Source organism: Burkholderia sp. PAMC 28687, assembly GCF_001577465.1.
GTDB lineage: Bacteria > Pseudomonadota > Gammaproteobacteria > Burkholderiales > Burkholderiaceae > Caballeronia.
This window is the reverse complement of record NZ_CP014505.1, coordinates 863,275-879,379: the sequence shown is the minus strand read 5'-3', so window position 1 is coordinate 879,379 and position 16,105 is coordinate 863,275. Positions and strand designations below refer to the sequence as shown.

General features: G+C 61.5%; 14 protein-coding genes. 11 read left to right on the top strand and 3 right to left on the bottom strand.

What is annotated here, in order from left to right:
* Positions 1-75: 75 nt before the first annotated feature.
* The 3 genes from AX768_RS04095 to AX768_RS04085 all read left to right on the top strand — a co-directional run bounded on the left by AX768_RS04095 (position 76) and on the right by AX768_RS04085 (position 3,075).
* Positions 76-999, top strand: coding sequence for a carbohydrate ABC transporter permease (locus tag AX768_RS04095; protein WP_305954644.1), 924 nt, complete (start codon positions 76-78; stop codon positions 997-999).
* A complete protein-coding gene (locus AX768_RS04090) occupies positions 989-1,846 on the top strand; it encodes a carbohydrate ABC transporter permease (RefSeq protein WP_075359593.1) in 858 nt (285 codons plus the stop codon). Before AX768_RS04095 ends, AX768_RS04090 begins: the two co-directional genes overlap by 11 nt.
* Positions 1,847-1,956: 110 nt before the next feature.
* Positions 1,957-3,075, top strand: a complete 1,119-nt coding sequence (locus AX768_RS04085) for an ABC transporter ATP-binding protein (RefSeq protein ID WP_061998899.1) — start codon at positions 1,957-1,959, stop codon at positions 3,073-3,075.
* A 127-nt stretch (positions 3,076-3,202) separates the two neighbouring features.
* On the opposite strand, the gene AX768_RS04080 is transcribed toward AX768_RS04085, so the two are convergent.
* Positions 3,203-3,490, bottom strand: coding sequence for a hypothetical protein (locus AX768_RS04080; protein ID WP_197672646.1), 288 nt, complete (start codon positions 3,488-3,490; stop codon positions 3,203-3,205).
* Between the two features lie 235 nt (positions 3,491-3,725).
* On the opposite strand from AX768_RS04080, the gene AX768_RS04075 reads away from it, so the two are divergent.
* Entirely contained in the window at positions 3,726-5,846 is a 2,121-nt protein-coding gene (locus AX768_RS04075) for a prolyl oligopeptidase family serine peptidase (RefSeq protein ID WP_061998897.1), read from the top strand.
* Positions 5,847-6,195: 349 nt separating this feature from the next.
* On the opposite strand, the gene AX768_RS04070 is transcribed toward AX768_RS04075, so the two are convergent.
* Positions 6,196-7,419 (bottom strand): Bcr/CflA family multidrug efflux MFS transporter, encoded by a 1,224-nt coding sequence (locus AX768_RS04070; protein WP_061998896.1) that lies wholly within the window; start codon positions 7,417-7,419, stop codon positions 6,196-6,198.
* A gap of 289 nt (positions 7,420-7,708) precedes the next feature.
* Here AX768_RS04070 and hemL point away from each other — a divergent pair, with 289 nt between their 5' ends.
* The 7 genes from hemL to AX768_RS04035 all read left to right on the top strand — a co-directional run bounded on the left by hemL (position 7,709) and on the right by AX768_RS04035 (position 14,435).
* Positions 7,709-8,992 (top strand): glutamate-1-semialdehyde 2,1-aminomutase, encoded by a 1,284-nt coding sequence (gene hemL / locus AX768_RS04065; RefSeq protein ID WP_061998895.1) that lies wholly within the window; start codon positions 7,709-7,711, stop codon positions 8,990-8,992.
* Between the two features lie 35 nt (positions 8,993-9,027).
* Entirely contained in the window at positions 9,028-10,152 is a 1,125-nt protein-coding gene (gene ribD / locus AX768_RS04060) for a bifunctional diaminohydroxyphosphoribosylaminopyrimidine deaminase/5-amino-6-(5-phosphoribosylamino)uracil reductase RibD (RefSeq protein WP_061998894.1), read from the top strand.
* A gap of 25 nt (positions 10,153-10,177) precedes the next feature.
* The gene (locus tag AX768_RS04055) at positions 10,178-10,807 is read left to right on the top strand and encodes a riboflavin synthase (protein ID WP_061998893.1); all 630 of its coding nucleotides are present in this window, start codon (positions 10,178-10,180) and stop codon (positions 10,805-10,807) included.
* Positions 10,808-11,058: 251 nt separating this feature from the next.
* Positions 11,059-12,231: a bifunctional 3,4-dihydroxy-2-butanone-4-phosphate synthase/GTP cyclohydrolase II gene (gene ribBA / locus AX768_RS04050; protein ID WP_061998892.1), complete on the top strand. Its 1,173-nt coding sequence runs from the start codon at positions 11,059-11,061 to the stop codon at positions 12,229-12,231.
* 52 nt (positions 12,232-12,283) lie between these two features.
* Complete coding sequence (gene ribH / locus AX768_RS04045) at positions 12,284-12,787, top strand: 6,7-dimethyl-8-ribityllumazine synthase (RefSeq protein ID WP_061998891.1); 504 nt, start codon at positions 12,284-12,286, stop codon at positions 12,785-12,787.
* Positions 12,784-13,221, top strand: a complete 438-nt coding sequence (nusB, locus tag AX768_RS04040) for a transcription antitermination factor NusB (RefSeq protein WP_061998890.1) — start codon at positions 12,784-12,786, stop codon at positions 13,219-13,221. The genes ribH and nusB overlap by 4 nt, the downstream gene beginning before the upstream one ends.
* The gene (locus tag AX768_RS04035) at positions 13,221-14,435 is read left to right on the top strand and encodes a pyridoxal phosphate-dependent aminotransferase (RefSeq protein ID WP_061998889.1); all 1,215 of its coding nucleotides are present in this window, start codon (positions 13,221-13,223) and stop codon (positions 14,433-14,435) included. Before nusB ends, AX768_RS04035 begins: the two co-directional genes overlap by 1 nt.
* A 102-nt stretch (positions 14,436-14,537) precedes the next feature.
* Here the strand turns inward: AX768_RS04035 and AX768_RS04030 are convergent, their stop codons facing one another.
* Complete coding sequence (locus tag AX768_RS04030; RefSeq protein ID WP_061998888.1) at positions 14,538-15,701, bottom strand: transglycosylase SLT domain-containing protein; 1,164 nt, start codon at positions 15,699-15,701, stop codon at positions 14,538-14,540.
* Between the last annotated feature and the right edge of the window lie 404 nt (positions 15,702-16,105).

Below are 16,105 nucleotides of genomic sequence, written 5' to 3'. Positions count from 1 at the left end.
TGTATCCCTGTTCCGGCCTGAGACTCTTGCCGGCAAATTTTCAGGAGTCGAGAAGTGGCTGCCTCCCCTAGCGGTATCGCGAGCAAGACATCGCGCACCCCGCCCCGCCGTACGTCGCCCCTGGCGGCGCTTGCCGATACTTACATTCCCAAGCTCGTACTCGCACCCAGCGTGCTGATCGCGCTCGTGTTTGTGTACGGCTTCATTCTGATCACCGGGTATCTGTCGCTGACGAACTCGCGATTGATGCCGCGCTACGATTTCGTAGGCTTCCAGCGCTACACCGAGCTGTTCTCCAACGACGTCTGGTGGACCTCCGCTGCAAACCTCGGCTGGTTCGGCATTCCGTTCATCGCCATTTGCGTCGGGCTCGGGCTGTTCCTCGCCATCCTGCTCGACCAGAAGATCCGCAATGAAGGCGCGTTGCGCGCGATCTTCCTGTACCCGATGGCGCTGTCGTTCATCGTGACGGGTACGGCGTGGCAATGGATTTTGAACCCGAGCCTCGGACTCGAGAAAGTGTTCCACGACTGGGGCTGGACGAGCTTTTCGTTCGACTGGCTCGGCAACCCCGACAAGGCGATTTTCTGCGTCGTGATCGCGGCCGTGTGGCAATCGACTGGTTTCGTGATGGCGCTGTTCCTCGCCGGTTTGCGTGGCGTGGACGCGGAAATCTTCAAGGCGGCTCAAATGGATGGCGCGTCCTTGCCGCGCATCTATCGCAAGATCGTGATCCCGAGCATGCGTCCCGTGTTCTTTTCCGTGCTGCTGATTCTCTGCCACATCACCATCAAGACGTTCGACCTCGTGGTCGCATTGACCGCGGGTGGTCCGGGCACGTCGTCGTCGCTGCCGGCCATGTTCATGTACACGTTTTCGTTCAACCGCGGACAGCTCGGCCTGGGCGCAGCTTCATCGATGATGATGCTCGCCACCGTCGTCGCCGTGCTCGTGCCGCTCATGTATCTGGAATCGAGGAGCACCCGCAATGGAATCTAAGATGACGATCAGCCGCGCCGTCATCTATGCGGCGCTGGTCCTGTTTGCCCTGTATTTCCTGTTTCCGATCTACGTGATGCTCTCGACGTCCTTCAAGGACCTCGACCAGTTGCGCACGGGCAACCTGCTCACGCCGCCGACATCGTTCACGTTCGCGCCGTGGGTCAAGGCGTGGTCGCAATCGTGTACCGGCGTGCGCTGCGACGGCATGGAACCGTTTTTCATGAACTCCGTTCGCATGGTGATTCCGGCTGTGCTGCTTTCATCGATCATCGGCGCCTTCAACGGTTACGTGCTCACGCACTGGCGTTTCCGCGGCGCGGACCTCGTGTTCACGCTGCTGCTGGTGGGCTGCTTCATCCCCTTCCAGGCCATTCTTCTGCCGATGGCGCGTCTGCAAGGCATGCTGGGACTCGCCAATACCACGACGGGTCTCGTACTCGTTCACGTGGTCTACGGTATCGCGTTCACGACCATGTTCTTCCGCAATTTCTACGTGAGCATTCCAGCCGAACTGGTGAAGGCGGCGCGTATCGACGGTGCGGGTTTCTTCACGATTTTCACGAAGATCCTGCTGCCGGTATCGTTGCCGATCTTCATGGTTTGCCTGATCTGGCAATTCACGCAGATCTGGAATGACTTCCTGTTCGGCATCGTGTTTTCGGGCGTGGATTCAATGCCGATTACCGTGGCGCTGAACAACCTCGTGAATACATCGACGGGCGTGAAGGAATACAACGTCGACATGGCTGCTGCGATCATCGCTGCTCTCCCCACCCTCCTCGTCTACATGGTCGCCGGCCGGTTCTTCGTGCGCGGCCTGACAGCGGGCGCGGTGAAGGGCTGATTTCCGCGGGGCGCTTCCACAGGTTCGAACCGAACGAAGCGCCCGCGATAAAAGATCAACAGATGCGCGGACGACCACGCTCAGCGCAGAGAAACTAAAGGATTCATAGCATGGCAAGCCTTTCAATCCGCGACGTATACAAGACTTATGCGAACGGCGTACCCGTTCTGAAGGGCGTGAACATCGACATCGAGGACGGTCAGTTCCTGATCCTCGTTGGCGGTTCGGGCTGCGGCAAGTCCACGTTGCTCAACATGATCGCCGGCCTGGAAACGGTCACCAAGGGCAACATCATGATCGACGGCAAGACGGTGAACAACCTCTCGCCGAAAGATCGCGACATCGCGATGGTGTTCCAGTCGTACGCGCTGTACCCGTCCATGACGGTCCGCGAGAACATCTCGTTCGGGCTGAACATTCGCAAGGTGCCGAAGGACGAGCAGGCCGCCATTGTGAAGCGCGTGTCGGATACGCTGCAGATCCAGCATCTGCTCGACCGGAAGCCCGGCCAGTTGTCGGGCGGCCAACGCCAGCGCGTGGCAATGGGCCGCGCTTTGGCGCGCGATCCGGTGATGTTCCTGTTCGATGAACCGTTGTCGAATCTCGACGCGAAACTGCGTATCGAAATGCGTTCGGAAATCAAGCTGCTGCATCAGCGCCTGGGCACGACGATCGTGTACGTGACGCACGATCAGATCGAAGCCATGACGCTCGGCGACCGGATTGCGGTGATGAAGGATGGCGTCGTACAGCAATTCGGCGCGCCGCAGGACATCTACGATTCGCCATCGAATTTGTTCGTGGCGGGTTTCATTGGCGCGCCGCCGATGAATTTTATCGACGGCAAGCTGGTCGAGGCCGGATCGGGCGTGGGTATCGAGCTGGACACGGGCGTGTCGCGTACCGTGTTGAACCTGCCCTTCGATGCCGCCGCCGTGCGTGGCAAGATCGGGCAGAACGTGATTCTTGGTTTGCGTCCGGAGCGCATTACGGATGCCCGCAGCGCGCACAATGTGGAAGACGCACGTCTGCAGCCGGTTGAGGTGAAGATCGATGTGATCGAGCCGACCGGCCCGGATACGCTCGTGTTCACCCAGGTGAACGGCAAGCGCGTGGTGAGCCGCGTGCACCCGGCAGCAAATCCGCAGCCGCTGACGAACATGACGCTGCTGTTCGATGTATCGAAAGCGGTGTTGTTTGACGCGAAGACGGAAGAACGGTTGGCTTGACGGCAGGTTTCCGCATTAAAAATGCCGCGTGGTCCTGAGGGACACGCGGCATTTTTTATTTCGATCGAGAGTTCCGTTGCACTGTCCCTTCTGGCCACTTATGCCGGTGAAACCAACGGTGCTTCAATCAAAGTTCCGCATAGATTTCGATCATATGTCGATCGCCGCGCTTGTATCCGGGCCGCGGACCGACAAACGACTCGCCGGTGGGAGCCAAGACCTCTATGTCGGACAATGCGAAGAGATCCCAATCGTGCCCCGCGTTAATGTGTCCGCCGCTCGTCTGAAAGCAGCGAAGGACGTGCTTTCCTGCCGTTGACAGGCCAACTGCATGCGGTTCTACGACCCTTGCCAATCCGCTGTACGTCATTGAAAGAACTTGCCGCTTGTTGATTGCTGCGATGATGAGATCCAACACATTGCCTCCTGAAAAATTGATCTGCGGCTCGTGATTTCGGCCGCTCGTTTCTCGCGGCTTTCCGTCGCGCCGTCGTGTTGTAATAATCTAAAGGTTCGTTACGAAACCGAAATAGGAATAGTCCGAATTCACGCGGACTGCCGCGCGACACGTCATCAGGCACAATCAGCCTTCTGATTCCTGATCACGTCGGCGCACTCGCCGGCATTCCAACGCAGGCGCGCTTTCCTATATGACAAACTCCTTCCTCAGCCAACACCCCGAACTCGAATGGCCCGCTACCTCGGGCGCCGATCCGTTAATCGACCTGGAGTCGCTCGATAACGCCCGCGTCGAGCAATGGGTTGATTCGCAGAACGCGCGTACGACGGCCGCATTCGGCAAGACGCTTGAAACAGATGCGCTCACCGCGCGCCTCAAGAAGGCATACACGTCGCAGGAGCGCATCGTGTCCTGCTCGCGATATGGCGACTGGGGCTACAACACGTGGCAGGACGAGGAGAATCCGCTGGGCATCGTGCGGCGCACACCGTGGGCTGCATGGCTCGCGGGCAAGGCGAAGTGGCAGATCGTCCTCGATGTCGACAAGCTCGACCTCAACAACAATCCCGACGATGCCACCCGCTGGGCGCTGCATGATTTCGACATGCTCTACCCCACCTGGGACCGCGCGCTGGTGAGCCTGTCGCCGGGTGGTTCGGACGCATGTCTCGTGCGCGAGTTCGATATCGAATCGCGCACTTTCGTGAAAGACGGCTTCGAGCTTCCCGATGTCGGCAAGCACGACATATCGTGGATCAATCGCGACGCCGTGTATGTCGGCTGGGACGACAGCGCGCATAGCAAGAAACCGGCGCTCACCACGTCGGGCTTCCCGCGCCAGGCGCGCAAATGGAAGCGCGGCACGAAGCTCGCCGATGCGCCCATTGTCTTCGAAGGCAAGCGGCGTGATGTATCGGCGGGCGTGGATTACGACCCGCTCGAAAACCTGCACCTCGCGTCGCGTGCGACCTCGTTCTTCGAGACGCTGCAATACTGGCTCGATGAAACCACCGGCGAGTGGCAACAATACGATGTCCCGCTGCACGTCGAGCTCGAGCACTGGAATGGCTGGCTGTTCGCGACACCGCGTGAAGCATACGATGCAGGCCCGACGGTCCATGCCGGCGGTTCCCTGCTCGTGATCCGGCGCGACGCGTTTCTCGCCGGCGCGCGGGATTTCACCGTGCTGTTCGCGGCATCCGGCCGCAACGTGCTTGCGAATATCGACTTCACGAAGCACTGGCTGCTTGTATCGCTGATGAACGACGGCTCGCCGCAAGTCCAGCTATACGCGCCGCCCGCGAATCTCGAAGGCGCCTGGACCTGCCGTGACTTCGCGGTGCCGGCCGCGAGCCAGTCGTATGTGAATTCCATCGACAGCGAGCGCGACGACACCGTGCTGGTGTACATCGAACATTTCCTGAGCCCGCCGTCGATGTATTTCGCGGATCTCGCCGCGCCTGGAAGCGAGTGGCAATTGCTCGCGCGCCTTCCGTCCCAATTCGATGCCACGGGTCTGATCGCCGAACGCCGCCACGCCATGGCGCCCGACGGCGTCAAGATCCCCTACTGGCTCGTCGGCCGCGAAGCAAACGTCAAGGGCGAACAATCGGCGCCGTGTCTGCTGTATGGCTATGGCGGTTTCGAAGTTGCGCTCGACCCGCATTACGACGCGACCACCGGCATGGCATGGCTTGAAAGTGGCGGCTTGTATGCCATTGCGAACATTCGTGGTGGCGGCGAGTTCGGCCCGGGCTGGCACCAGGCGGCGCAGCGGGAAAAGCGCCAAGTCGCCTTCGATGACTTCATTGCTGTTGCAGAAGCGCTGGTGGCATCGGGCGTGACGACATCGAAACAACTTGCGGTGCGTGGCGGCAGCAATGGCGGCTTGCTGACGGGTGTGATGCTCGTGCAGCGGCCCGAGTTGTTTGGCGCAGTGGTATCGGAGGTGCCGCTGCTCGACATGGCGAGGTTCCATGTGTTGTTGCAGGGGGCATCGTGGATGGACGAATACGGCGACCCCGACGACGCTGCCGACTTGCGTTTCCTGATGACCTACTCGCCGTACCAGAACGTGAAGGCCGACGTAACGTATCCGCCGGCGTTGTTCACGTCATCGGCGACGGATGACCGTGTACATCCGGGTCACGCGCGCAAGATGGCGGCAAGGATGCAGGCACAGGGCCACGACCGCGTGTGGTACCTGGAGAACCGCGATGGAGGCCACGGCGCGGGCGTGGAAGCGGAAAGCATTGCGAGGGTGGAGGCAACGGCGTTCACGTTCCTGAAAACGATGACGGCCCAACGTTAAAAAAACAAAGACGCAGTATGGGTTTCCTGGTTAATGGATTCCCACACTGGTGGCGAAGCGTGTGGGTATCTGTTGACGGAGGGGGAGGGTTTCAAGTGTTCTTGATTGCGGCGTCGAGCGTTCTTCTGAAGAACCAAACAGTTGTACGTGCACGCTCGGGACACTTAAGAATTAGCGGTTGAGAGGCGTTTTCTTTGCTTCGTTTCTTTTTCGCCGTTGGAAAAAGAAATGAAGTCCCGCCACGGACAGGGGCTAATAGTGCGAAAAAGAACGGCTAGAACAGAACGCGCGGTAGCTTAAAAAGCAGCAACCCGGCACCAGCCCCGACCACTACGACCAAAGCCCGGATTCACCCAACGGTCCGAGCCTTAACCGGCGTCCCATGCCACCGTAAGACCAGCGTCCGCCCGGCAAAAGTCAGCACTCCGGTCACGGCGATAACGATCCCCATGCCTTTCGGCGTGCCATCGTGCAGCATCCCGATAGCGAGACTTGCGAGCGCCCCCAGCGCCAACTGCACGGCGCCAAAAACAGCGGCCGCTGCGCCGGCATTATGCGGATACCGATGCATGAGATCGGTCGTGCAATTCGCCGAAAGCAGCCCCACGACGCCCACAACAAAAAACAGGCACCCGACAATCGACCACAACCCACCGATCCCGGTAAGACAGACAAACGCAGTAGCAAGCGCGGCAACGACACTGACAAACGAAGCGATTGAAATCAGCTTCAAAGACCCGAGCACGCCGACAAGCCGCGTATTCACCACATTCCATCCGATGATCCCGATGATATTCATGCCGAAGAAGAACCCATAATGCTGCGGCTTCACATGAAAGTAGTCGATATAAACAAACGGCGTTGCGGTGATATAGGCGAACATCGACGCGAACGCCATCCCGCCGCATAACATGTGGCCCCACGTGACGGGATCGCTGAGCAAATGCCCATAAGCGGCAAACGAGCGCCCAACCGCCGAAGAAGCCCGTTTCTCCCGCGGCCATGTCTCCGGCACACGCAGGTAGGTGGTCACCGCACACACCAGTCCAAACAACGACAACGTGACGAACACCGCGCGCCACCCGCCGAGCAGCAGCAACTGCCCGCCGATCAACGGCGCAAGCAACGGCCCGATGGACGTCACGATCGCCAGCATGGACAACACGCGCGCCGCGTCCGATGGCGCGTGGGCATCGCGTGCAATCGCCCGCGCCAGCACCGAAGCGGACCCCGTGCCGAGCGCCTGCAAAAATCGCATCAGAACCAGCGAATCGATGGAAAACGACAGCGCGCATCCCACGCTCGCGATCGCATACAAGATGATGCCGCCGAGCAGCACGGGCCGGCGCCCATAAGCGTCCGACAGCGGTCCGTACACGAGCATGCCGAGCGAGAATCCGAGCATGAAACTGGTCAACGTGATCTGCGCGGCGGCGGCTGTCGTGCCGAACGCATCGGCAAGAGACGGCAGGCTTGGCAGATACATATCGATGGACAGCGGACCGCATGCCGCCAGCGCGCCGAGCAGAAGAATCAGCCGGCGATCGGAACGGCGCTTGATGATTTCGGGCATGAGAGACAAAAAGGAACGTAGGGACAAGGTCTTCGGCGGACGTCGAAACGACTTAAACGAAGCCTTAACAGTGGGAGCATTGTACGCGCCCGGTTTGGCCCTCCCTCGCCACGAGCGCAACGCGCCCGCCCCTTGCGGCCCGATCCAGGCGACTCCGGTACAATTTCACCTTGATTTCGTGCAGCCGCGCCAGCGCGCCCGACCATCGTCCGGCGCCGGATCGAAGCTTCGCAATCCCCGCGGCCGCAGCCCTCTCAAGCAGAACCCGTCATCCAGCGCAGGTCCAGTCATGTCCAGAAATGAAGCTCTCTTCGAACGCGCCCAGAAAACCATTCCCGGCGGCGTGAACTCGCCGGTACGCGCGTTTCGCTCGGTCGGCGGCACGCCGAGATTCATCGAACGCGCGTCGGGTCCGCATTTCTGGGACGCCGATGGCAAGCAGTACATCGATTACATCGGTTCATGGGGGCCGATGATCCTCGGCCACGTCCACCCTGAAGTGCTCGAGGCCGTCCAGCGCGTGCTGGCGAACGGCTTCTCGTTCGGCGCACCGACTGAATCCGAGATCGAAATCGCGGAAGAGATCTGCAAGCTGGTTCCATCGATAGAACAGGTTCGCATGGTCTCGAGCGGCACCGAGGCGACCATGAGCGCGCTGCGTCTCGCGCGCGGTTTCACCAAACGTGACCGGATCATCAAGTTCGAAGGGTGTTATCACGGCCACGCGGACAGCCTGCTGGTGAAGGCGGGGTCAGGGCTGCTGACGTTCGGCAACCCCACATCGGCGGGCGTTCCGGCGGATATCGCCAAGCACACCACCGTGCTCGAGTACAACAACGTCGAGCAGCTCAACGAGGCATTTGCCGCGTTCGGCGGGGAGATTGCATCGGTGATCGTGGAGCCCGTGGCCGGCAACATGAACCTCGTGAAGGGCTCGCCGGCGTTTCTCCAGGCGTTGCGCGCGCGTTGCGACGAACACGGCGCGGTGCTGATCTTCGATGAAGTCATGTGCGGCTTTCGCGTCGCGCTCGGCGGCGCGCAAGAGGTCTACGGCATCAAACCGGACCTGACGTGCCTCGGCAAGGTGATCGGCGGCGGCATGCCCGCGGCTGCTTTCGGCGGCCGCCGGGACATCATGGCGCATCTTGCGCCGCTTGGCGGCGTGTACCAGGCGGGCACCTTGTCGGGGAACCCGATCGCGGTCGCGGCCGGTTTGAAAACGCTGCAACTGATCCAGGCGCCGGGTTTCTACGAGACGCTGACCAGGCAAACGCGTCATCTCACGGATGGCCTCGCCGCGATCGCCAGGGAAACCGGCGTAGCGTTCTCGGCCGATGCCATCGGCGGCATGTTTGGTCTTTATTTCGCCGACAGCATCCCGGCGAGCTTCGCCGAAGTCACGAAAGGCGACACGAAGCGCTTCAACGCTTTCTTCCACGAAATGCTCGATGCAGGCGTGTACTTCGCGCCGTCGGCGTATGAAGCGGGCTTCGTTTCGATCGTCCACGATGACGCCGTGATCAACGCCACGCTCGATGCCGCCCGGGGCGCTTTCAGCCGTCTCGCTGCCTGATCAACGCTTACGTCAGAAAAAAAGAGGCCGCCGCAATGTTCTCGCAGACCGATTTCTCGCACATGGAGCGCGCGCTGGCGCTCGCCGCGCGCGGGATGTACATCACGACGCCCAACCCGCGCGTCGGCTGCGTGCTGGTCAAGGACGGCGATGTCATCGGCGAAGGTTTCACGCAGCCTGCCGGGCAGGACCACGCCGAGATCCGCGCGCTCAAGGACGCACGCGCGCGCGGCCACGATCCGCGCGGCGCAACCGCTTATGTGACGCTCGAGCCATGCAGCCATTTCGGCCGCACGCCGCCGTGCGTGAACGCGCTGATCGAGGCGCGGGTCACGAAGGTCATTGCGGCAATGGAAGATCCGAATCCGGCCGTCTCCGGGCGTGGGCTGGCGATTCTTCGCGACGCGGGTATCGATGTGCGTTGCGGCCTCCTTGCGAACGAGGCATATGAACTGAACATCGGTTTCGTGTCGAGAATGACGCGACGCCGTCCGTGGGTCCGCATGAAAATTGCGGCCACGCTCGATGGCCGTACGGGCCTGCCGAACGGTGACAGCCAGTGGATCACAGGCGAAGCCGCTCGCGCCGACGGCCACGCATGGCGCGCCCGTGCCTGCGCGATCCTGACGGGAATCGGCACGGTGCGTGAGGACGATCCGCAACTGACCGTGCGCGCAGTGGAAACGCCGCGCCAGCCGCAACGCGTGTTGATCGACAGCCGGCTTGACGTGTCGCTCGATGCCCGGATTCTGGAAGGTGCGCCGCCGTGGATTTTTTGCGGCGCCGAGCCTGATATGGCTAAAGCCGAAGCGCTGCGTGAACGGGGTATCGAATTCACGTCGCTGACAAACGAACAAGGCAAGGTCGATCTTCCGGCAATGCTCGGCATTCTCGCCGATCGCGGTATCAACGAGCTGCATGTGGAAGCCGGCCATAAGCTCAATGGCTCATTGTTGCGCGAGGGCTGCATCGACGAATTGCTGATCTATCTCGCGCCGAGCCTGCTTGGCAACGCGCCAGGCATGTTCGACTTCACGCCGCCCGGGACGCTCGAGGCGCGGCCGCATTTGCGGTTTCATCGCATCGACCGGATGGGCGACGATGTGCGGATGCTCGCGCGCTTTGCCGATGTGAAGGCCGACGTGCAGCCTCTTACCTGACGCATAACTCCAAGGAATTTCGACGATGTTCACAGGAATTGTCGCGGCGGTCGGCCGCATTGAAACTGTCACCCCGCTGGGCTCGCCCGCAGATGACGATACCGGCGTGCGCCTCACGGTTGCATCGGGCGGACTGGATCTCGCGGACGTCGAACTCGGCGACAGCATTTCGATTCAGGGTGCGTGCATGACCGTGATCGAGAAATCGGCGGAGTCGTTTGCCGTGGATGTATCGCGGGAAAGCCTGAACCGGACGGCGGGCCTGTCCGACCCCGGCGATGTCAACCTGGAAAAGGCATTGCGCGCGCATGACCGGCTGGGCGGACATCTGGTATCCGGACATGTGGACGGTCTCGGCGAAGTGACGCGCTTCGAGCCGGTTGGCGAATCGCACGAGTTGCGGGTTCTGGCGGCGAAGGATATCGGCAAGTACCTGGCGTACAAGGGATCGGTGACGGTCAACGGCGTGAGCCTGACGGTGAACAGCGTGACCGACCGGCCGGACGGATGCGAGTTTTCGATCAACCTCATTCCGCACACGGTGGAAGTGACGACGCTGCGGCATCTCAAGGCAGGTTCGAAGGTGAATCTGGAGATCGATTTGATCGCGCGGTATGTGGAGCGGATTCTTTCGTCGTCGGGATCGGCCAACTAGGACACTCGCATGATCGACGACCTGAACGCGCTGCGCAAATAACCGATGCCGGCCAACACCGGCACAAATTGAGCGCAAGGCGACCTTTGCGGGAAGGCACTTTTCGCAGATTCGCTTCCCACCTGACTGACATGCCTGGCAATGACTCGACGTTGACCCCGGCGCCCGGCACGCCTCAAACCGGCAAAACCCCCGCGTTGCCCTCCCCGGTGGCGTAAAATACGCCCTTTCCCGAACGGACGACCATCGCAATGACGCTCGCCTCCACTCCAGAGATCATCGCTGAGCTGAAAGCAGGCCGGATGGTGATTCTCGTCGACGAAGAAGACCGCGAAAACGAGGGTGATCTCATCATCGCAGCCGACTTCGTGACGCCGGAAGCGATCAACTTCATGGCGCGGCACGGCCGTGGGCTGATCTGCCTGACCATTACGCCGGAACGCGCCCGCTTGTTGAACCTGCCGCTGATGACGCAGAAAAACGGCACGCAATACGGTACGGCGTTCACGGTAAGCATTGAAGCCGCCGAAGGCGTGACAACCGGCATTTCGGCTTCCGACCGCGCCCGCACGATCAAGGCAGCCGTCGCGCACGACGCGAAAGCCGAACATATCGTCCAACCGGGCCACGTTTTCCCGATCATGGCGCAACCGGGCGGCGTGCTGGTTCGCGCCGGACACACCGAAGCGGGCTGTGACCTGACGGCGCTGGCGGGTTTGACGCCAGCATCGGTGATTTGCGAAGTGATCCGCGACGACGGCGAAATGGCGCGCCTGCCTGATCTGATCGAATTCGCCGAGTTGCACGACATCAAGATCGGCACGATCGCCGACCTGATTCACTACCGCTCGCGGACCGAATCGATCGTCGAGCGCGTCGCCGAACGCACGATGCAAACGGCGCACGGCGCGTTTCGCGCAGTGCTGTATCGCGATCAGCCGAGCGGATCGCCGCATATCGCGCTGGTACGCGGCCGGCCGACGCCGGATATAGAAACGCCGGTGCGCGTGCATGAGCCGCTTTCGGTGCTGGATCTGCTGGAAGTGGATTCGTCCACGCATTCCTGGACGCTCGATGCCGCCATGAAGGAGATCGCCGCGCGCGATCTGGGCGCGATCGTGCTGCTCAATTGCGGTGACACGAAAGAGCATCTGGTCGAGGTCTTCGAGGCGTTCGAGCAGGAAGACAAGGCGGCTGAACTGAAGCGCAGGCCGATCGACTTCAAGACCTATGGCATCGGCGCGCAGATCCTGCGTGAACTGGGCGTGGGCAAGATGCAGGTCCTGTCGAATCCGCGCAAGCTCGGCAGCATGTCCGGTTACGGTCTCGAAGTGACGGGCTTCATTCCCATGCCCGGCTGCCCTGCCACGCCATCCACGGATGCCGCGGACGCTGCTTCGATCGCTCATCTGCGTTCGGTCTGACCACGACCGGCCGGCTCAACACCACACGTACAACACTGAAAACGGATAAATAATGGAAATCGGACAATACCAACCGAACCTCGACGGCGACGGACTGCGCATCGGCATCGTGCAATCGCGCTTTAACGAACCGGTGTGCAACGGCCTCGTGGACGCCTGCACGGAAGAACTCGAACGGCTTGGCGTGATCGGTGAAGACGTGCTGCTCGTCACCGTGCCGGGCGCGCTCGAAATCCCGCTGGCGCTGCAAAAGCTCGCTGAATCGGGTCAGTTCGATGCACTCATCGCGCTCGGCGCCGTCATTCGCGGCGAGACGTATCACTTCGAACTGGTATCAAATGAAAGTGGTGCAGGTATTTCGCGCATCGCGCTCAACTTCGGCACGCCGGTCGCAAACGCCGTCCTGACAACGGAAAACGACGAACAAGCCGTTGCCCGCATGACGGAAAAAGGCCGCGACGCTGCACGCGTGGCGGTCGAGATGGCCAACCTGTCGGTCGCGCTGGAACAGTTGGGCGGGGACGATGAAGACGAAGATGACGAGGACCGTGCATGAAAAGCGCTCGACGCCGCTCGCGCGAACTCGCGACACAAGGGCTTTATCAGTGGTTGCTGTCGGGCTCGCCCGGTGGCGAGATCGACGCGCAGTTGCGCGGCGCGCAAGGCTACGATAAAGCCGACCAGGAGCATCTGGACGCCCTGCTGCACGGCGTGATCAAGGAAGCGGACATCATTTCCGCCGAATTGCAGCCCTGCCTCGACCGCCCGCTCGACCAGCTCTCGCCGGTTGAACGCGCGGTGCTGATGGTCGCCGCGTTCGAGTTCAAGCATCACCTGGACATTCCGTATCGCGTGGTGATCAACGAAGCGATCGAGTTGACCAAGACGTTTGGCGGTTCCGATGGCCACAAGTACGTGAACGGCGTGCTGGACAAGCTTGCGGCTCAACTGCGCCCGACAGAAGCACAAGGCCGCGGCCAGCGAAGCTGATGAATTTCGCCAAAGACCCGCTCGGCGCCGTCTCCCAAAGCGCAATTCGCTACGCCGCGCGCGTCGATGCGATCGAGCCGTTCTATGTCATGGAACTGGCGAAGCAAGCGCAGGCGCTCGAACGCGCGGGGCGCGACATCATCCACATGGGTATCGGGGAGCCGGATTTCACTGCGCCCGAACCGGTAATTGCCGCAGCGACCGACGCCTTGCGGCGCGGCGTCACGCAGTACACGAACGCGCTCGGGCTGGCGTCGTTGCGCGAGGCGATTTCCGGTCATTATCGCGATGTGTTCGGGCTCGATATCGATCCGGCGCGCATCGTGGTGACGGCGGGTGCATCGGCGGCGTTGCTTCTGGCATGCACGGCACTGGTCGATCGCGACGACGAAGTCCTCATGCCCGACCCGTGCTACCCGTGTAATCGCCATTTCGTGGCGGCAACCGAAGGCCGTCCGGTCCTGATTCCGAGCGGTCCGGCCGAGCGCTTCCAGTTGACCGCAGCCCAGGTCGAAGCGCACTGGACGCCCGCTACACGCGGCGTCCTGCTGGCGTCGCCGTCGAATCCTACCGGGACGTCCATCGAACCGGCGGAACTGGCGAAGATCGTCGATGTCGTGCGTTCGCACGGCGGTTTTACCATCGTCGACGAGATTTATCAGGGCTTGAGCTACGACGCGAAACCCGTTTCAGCGCTTTCGCTTGGTGACGACGTAGTCACCGTCAACAGCTTTTCGAAGTACTTCAACATGACTGGATGGCGGCTCGGCTGGCTGGTCGTGCCGCCCGCAATGGTCTCGACGGTCGAAAAGCTCTCGCAGAACCTGTTCATTTGCGCGTCCGCGCTCGCGCAACACGCGGCGCTCGCGTGCTTTGAACCTGCCACGCTTGCAGTCTACGAGTCACGCCGGCTGGAATTTGGGCGCCGACGCGATTTCATCGTGCCGGCGTTGCGCACGCTCGGGTTCGAAGTGCCGGTAGTGCCGGACGGTGCGTTCTACGTCTACGCTGATACCCGCCGTGTCGCGCACCCGGCCGCCGGCGACAGCACGGCGCTGACCCGCTCCATGCTTCACGATGCCGGCGTCGTGCTGGTTCCCGGCAATGATTTCGGCGTTCATGCGCCGCGGGACTATATCCGGCTCTCTTATGCCACGGCGTATTCGAAGCTCGAAGAAGCCGTGCAGCGGCTTGGGACGTTGTTCAGGGTCTAGCGCCTCCGCTTGGAAAGCCTTCGCCATTGAAAAAGCCGTCCCGGCATCAAGCTGGAACGGCTTTTTTGCATCTGCTACCGGTTTAAGGCTGGGGATGCCGTCTCAAGCGCCAACTTCCCAGGCGCCATGTTCATGCTTGGCTTGCGTATCAGCGTCGTCGGTTTCGTTACGCTCGCTCGCTTGCGGCGACGTAGCCTTGGCCGGCGCCGTGATCGGCGGAACACCGTCGAGCGTGAAGTGCACACGTTTGTCGGTAGAACCATTCGCCGGCGCGTTAGCCGACGCCACCACCGTCTTCGGCGCAACCGGCTGTGCCGGCGCTTGCGGCGCGTTGATCGGCACATTGCGGCCGTGGGCGACATCGCGAAGACGTGCGCGCTCGGCCAGCACCTTGGCGCCGTAACCGCCGTCGTCCTGCGAGGTCGAACCTACGTAGAACCGCAGGCCACCCGCAACGGAACCGCCGCGCGCGATGCAATCTTTCAGGACCAGCGCGCCGACCTTGATGTTTGCAAGCGGCTCGAGCGCGGCGTGCGATCCGCCGAAGTACTGGAATTTGTCGGAGTGGACCTTCGACATGACCTGCATCAGGCCCTGCGCGCCCACGCCGCTTTCAGCGTAAGGATTGAAGCCGGATTCGATCGCCATGACCGAGAGGAGCAGCAACGGGTCGAGACCGACTTCACGGCCGGTATCGAAGGCGGCACGGACCAGCTCGCTCACCGGGTCCTGCGCCACGTGATAACGCCGCGCAATGAAGTTCGCCACGAGGTTCTGCTCACGCGTGGAAACCAGAACGCGATCGTCGCGGGCATCGGCCACTACCCGCTGCGATGAAATTGCGCTGGCGAGCGTGGAAACTGTGGGCAAGGTGCGGGGATCGAGCCCGTTCGGCGAAACCGCCAGGCTCAGGCCGCCAGTCAGCTTGCGGGCGCTGTCGTCGTCGCTGGCGGCTGAGCCGAGCGACGCCGTCTCGCCGTTGCGCAATGCTTCTTCACGCTGATGACCAATTGCAAATGGCGGTAGGGGTTGGCCAGCAAGCAGACGCGCCGGGCCGGCCTGGACGGCCGCCGAGACCAGCGGCATCAATTTTGCGGCGAAGGAGCCGCGCCAGGCGGGAAGCAGCCACAGCGCGAGCGCTGTTACGACGGCCGCACAACCGACCAGGCTGAAGACGGTAAGACTCATATGTTTGGCGCGACGCAGCACGGCGCGCAGATACAGCGCGATGCGAGCGTCAGGACGCCACGACAACCAAGCATTCATTGGAGCTCCCAAATGCATTGATTTCTACAGATGTAAACGTTGAAAACCGCCACACCACGGAGAAATCGACACCGCCAGCTCTGGGACAGCCCACGAGCGGTATCGGGAAAAACGGCACAAACCGTTGGGACAGCCCTAACCGGAATACTTCGAATCCGGGTGCGCGCGGCACGAAGAACATGCCGGGGCGCGCACACAGGCCACCACGCGAAAAACCGGCGAAGAAGAGCGCCGGCATGAACACCACTGCCATTACTTACCGGAACAATCCGGCCGGGTGACGCAGCGCGTCGTTTCAAAAGACCCGTGGCACTGGTAAAAAGTTGCAATCGGTGTTGTCAATGTCGATGGATTCTAGCAGCCTCAAATGATCCGTCAATGCTGAGAAATGTAAAACCCATTAC